This window comes from Aliivibrio sp. SR45-2 (assembly GCF_963890165.1).
Taxonomy (GTDB): Bacteria; Pseudomonadota; Gammaproteobacteria; order Enterobacterales; family Vibrionaceae; genus Aliivibrio; species Aliivibrio salmonicida.
Map to the genome: position 1 here is coordinate 1 of NZ_CAWPRC010000013.1, position 3211 is coordinate 3211.

Consider the following 3211-nt stretch of genomic DNA (forward strand, 5'->3'; position numbering starts at 1 on the left):
CATTATTTTCTCGTTTCTTTGTTTCTATAAAACGTTTTGCACCATTGCTGTTTGGAAAATATTTTTGATAATCAAAAGCGTCTAATATTATCTCAGCTTCAATGCGTTGAAGCATACGTTCTAAACGTTTTCTATTTACAGAATTATCTAGAAGTTGAGTTTGCTCCCGACAACGTTGCCCTTTAAATCGGAATTGAATTACAAGCTTTCCATTTCTTACATTTACAACCCCCATGATTTTCTCCCTAATATCCTACTAACAATGACTGGCTTGATATGCCCATTAACATCTCTTCTTCTACTCGCTCCCAGATAAAAAGGATTTTTCGGCCTCCAAATGGACGAATATAATGAATTCCCTCAAACAAAACTGAATCTTTTAATTGCTCACGAATGACTCTCGCATCATATTTAATACGACCTGCCAGTTCCGCTGTTGTCAAATAGGTATTATCCATCGTACAATCTCCTACAAATATTATTTACTCTTAAAAGAACTTAATTATCTCCTACAGAACAAAATGTATCATAAGAATTATCTTTTGCAAGCATTTTTAACCCACAGGAGAACATTTTAAACAGGAGAAGAACATGTTGAAGTGCCATCTTTCTAAGATCATGGGTGAAAAGAGATTAAAAATTTCTGATGTCGCAAGAGATACAGGGATTAATAGAGGTACAGTTACGCGCCTTTATAACGAAACAGCAACGCGTGTAGAACTTGAGGTGATTGATACGCTATGTACTTACTTAAATGTAAGTGTGGGTGAGTTATTTGAACAACAGTAGTTCAGATTAGAAAAGTTAATAATGGGCTGAGGATTTTTTCTATTGGCCCATTTAAGGCCATATAGATACGATGACATCGTAGACACCGATTTAGCCACCATTTGGCCACCGCATCATTTCATCATAAATAAGATCAAAAGATCCTCAAACGCCAGATACAGCAAAACACGCAATTAAGCGCATCATTTTCAATAAGTTGGAATTTAAAAACAGGAACAATCTCTTGAGGAAGATGAAAAGAGATTGGAGCGTACAGCGGGAATCGAACCCGCATCATCAGCTTGGAAGGCTGAGGTAATAGCCATTATACGATGTACGCACATCGTTGAACGAGATAGATAATGCCACACTGAGCGGATACGTAAAGCACTTTCTTTCACTTAACTTACTGATTGATGGTTATTTAATCGTTAGTGCTCATTTTTTAATACATTGGTCACAAAAAAAGCCCTATTCAAAGTCAACGAGACGTTACGCTGCTTTTGAATAGGGCTCTTTATGCCCTTTATACTTCTCTTTTCTTGAAAAACTCCCCTTACCTTTTTTCGCTTTAGTGACTCGAGTGGTAAATAATTGGCTGGTAACCACCGCTTTTAGTGCATTGTCTTTAATAACGCCTCTCCCGTGATCATGATCAGGAGTGACTGCCTTTTTATTACTTTTCATAAGACCTCTTAGTCAATATTTTCTATTTGTACAAAAAACGATCGGATTGTGTTCTCTTTTACCTTTTAAGTCAAATTGCTCATTAATTTTTACTTTATCCTATTTGTTTTAATCATTTTGCTTTAGAATCCTATCGCCTAAGCAAACGATTAACTCAATGAATTACTTAGGCTCTTATTTCTTTTTCTGGTGGGAGCAGCAAATGACAACTTTAACAATTACTCGTCCTGATGATTGGCATTTACATCTACGTGATGGTGACGTATTAACTGATACTGTACGTGACTCTGGTCGTTATAATGGCCGAGCGTTAATCATGCCAAACCTAGTGCCACCAGTTATCACAACCGAACAAGCTCTCAGCTATCGCGAACGCATTCAAACGGTAAACGCTTCTAATACTTTCGCTCCAATCATGTCTTTATACTTAACAGAAAAGACAACTTCTGATGAAATTCGTAAAGCAAAAGCAACTGGCTATATTGTCGCGGCTAAATTATACCCTGCTGGTGCCACCACGAATTCGGATTCAGGTGTAAGCGATATTCAAAAGGTTTACCCTATTTTAAAAACCATGCAAGAAGAAGGTATGTTGCTTCTTATACATGGTGAAGTGACAACACATGATATTGATATTTTTGATCGCGAGAAAACCTTCCTTGATACGGTATTAGCGCCAATCGTAAATGATTTTCCTGAATTGAAAATTGTTCTTGAACACATCACAACAAAAGATGCTGCAGACTTTGTTAAAAATGCAGGTCCGAATGTGGCTGCAACTATTACGGCTCATCATTTATTATTTAATCGTAATCATATGCTTGTTGGTGGTATCAAACCTCATTTCTATTGTTTACCAATTTTAAAACGCAATACACACCAACTTGCCCTAATAGAAGCGGCAACAAGTGGTAGCCCTAAATTCTTTTTAGGCACAGACTCTGCCCCTCATTCAAAAGAGAAAAAAGAAGCGGCTTGCGGTTGTGCTGGCTCTTATACTGCGCACGCTTCTATTGAATTGTATGCAGAAGTATTTGAGAACGAAGGAAAATTAGATAACCTTGAAGCTTTTGCAAGTTTCAACGGCCCTGATTTCTATAACTTACCACGCAATACAGATACGATAACGCTAGTCAAAGAAGCGTGGATCACTCCTGAAACCATGTCTTTTGGTAATGATGTTGTTGTGCCTATTCGTGCTGGTGAAGCGGTTGAATGGTTAGTTAAATAACGATAACTGCCTAGTGTTAGTTATTATGTTATAACCATAAAAAATGGGATGCTGTAATAAACAAGCATCCCATTTTTGTCGTTGATTAAAGGCTATGGCACGCCGTGACCTTTAGATTCAACCCAAACACGATACCATTGCTCACGAGTCAGCGCTAAGCTCATGGCTTTAATTGCTGATTGAACACGCTCAATCTTACCTGAGCCAATAATTGGCACTGGGTTTGATGGCAATTTAGCAACCCACGCATAGATCACTTGATCAATACTATCGGCACCAATCTCTTCTTTAATCTCTTCTAATACATGCCGAACTCGAATCGCTTGTTCTGACGTACCAGAGAAAATATCGCCGCCCGCAAGACAAGACCATGCCATTGGCTTAATACGATTCATTTGTAAATGGTCTAGCGTTCCATCATGAGCAACATCAAAGTTTAATGGATTGATTTCCACTTGATTCGTTACTAATGGTTTATCTAAACGCGACTGCAATAAATCAAAATGAGAAGGCGTAAAGTTAGAA

Annotated in this window: 6 protein-coding genes and 1 tRNA gene; 2 read left to right on the forward strand and 5 right to left on the reverse strand. The window is 37.9% G+C overall.

What is annotated here, in order from left to right; genetic code table 11:
- Both AACV33_RS00710 and AACV33_RS00715 read right to left on the reverse strand, forming a co-directional pair.
- A partial coding sequence (locus AACV33_RS00710; RefSeq protein WP_182700656.1) for an Arm DNA-binding domain-containing protein occupies positions 1 to 235 on the reverse strand: 235 nt, incomplete at its 3' end.
- Between the two features lie 10 nt (positions 236 to 245).
- Complete coding sequence (locus AACV33_RS00715) at positions 246 to 458, reverse strand: hypothetical protein (RefSeq protein WP_061004432.1); 213 nt, start codon at positions 456 to 458, stop codon at positions 246 to 248.
- A gap of 133 nt (positions 459 to 591) precedes the next feature.
- On the opposite strand from AACV33_RS00715, the gene AACV33_RS00720 reads away from it, so the two are divergent.
- Complete coding sequence (locus AACV33_RS00720; protein ID WP_061004430.1) at positions 592 to 789, forward strand: helix-turn-helix domain-containing protein; 198 nt, start codon at positions 592 to 594, stop codon at positions 787 to 789.
- A gap of 244 nt (positions 790 to 1033) precedes the next feature.
- On the opposite strand, the gene AACV33_RS00725 is transcribed toward AACV33_RS00720, so the two are convergent.
- A tRNA-Gly gene (locus AACV33_RS00725) sits at positions 1034 to 1108 on the reverse strand.
- A gap of 152 nt (positions 1109 to 1260) precedes the next feature.
- The gene (gene arfA / locus AACV33_RS00730; RefSeq protein ID WP_012551805.1) at positions 1261 to 1455 is read right to left on the reverse strand and encodes a ribosome alternative rescue factor ArfA; all 195 of its coding nucleotides are present in this window, start codon (positions 1453 to 1455) and stop codon (positions 1261 to 1263) included.
- Positions 1456 to 1657: 202 nt separating this feature from the next.
- Between arfA and pyrC the strand changes: the two genes are divergently transcribed.
- Positions 1658 to 2686 (forward strand): dihydroorotase, encoded by a 1029-nt coding sequence (pyrC, locus tag AACV33_RS00735; protein ID WP_182700657.1) that lies wholly within the window; start codon positions 1658 to 1660, stop codon positions 2684 to 2686.
- 92 nt (positions 2687 to 2778) lie between these two features.
- On the opposite strand, the gene AACV33_RS00740 is transcribed toward pyrC, so the two are convergent.
- Positions 2779 to 3211, reverse strand: a 433-nt coding sequence (locus tag AACV33_RS00740; protein WP_182700658.1) for an aldo/keto reductase, incomplete at its 5' end; no start/stop codon positions are given.

Bases quoted from the DNA above. Each gene is read 5' to 3' on its own strand.
- AACV33_RS00715 (WP_061004432.1), bottom strand. From the start codon at position 458: ATGGATAATACCTATTTGACAACAGCGGAACTGGCAGGTCGTATTAAA.
- AACV33_RS00720 (WP_061004430.1), top strand. From the start codon at position 592: ATGTTGAAGTGCCATCTTTCTAAGATCATGGGTGAAAAGAGATTAAAA.
- arfA (WP_012551805.1), bottom strand. From the start codon at position 1,455: ATGAAAAGTAATAAAAAGGCAGTCACTCCTGATCATGATCACGGGAGA.
- pyrC (WP_182700657.1), top strand. From the start codon at position 1,658: ATGACAACTTTAACAATTACTCGTCCTGATGATTGGCATTTACATCTA.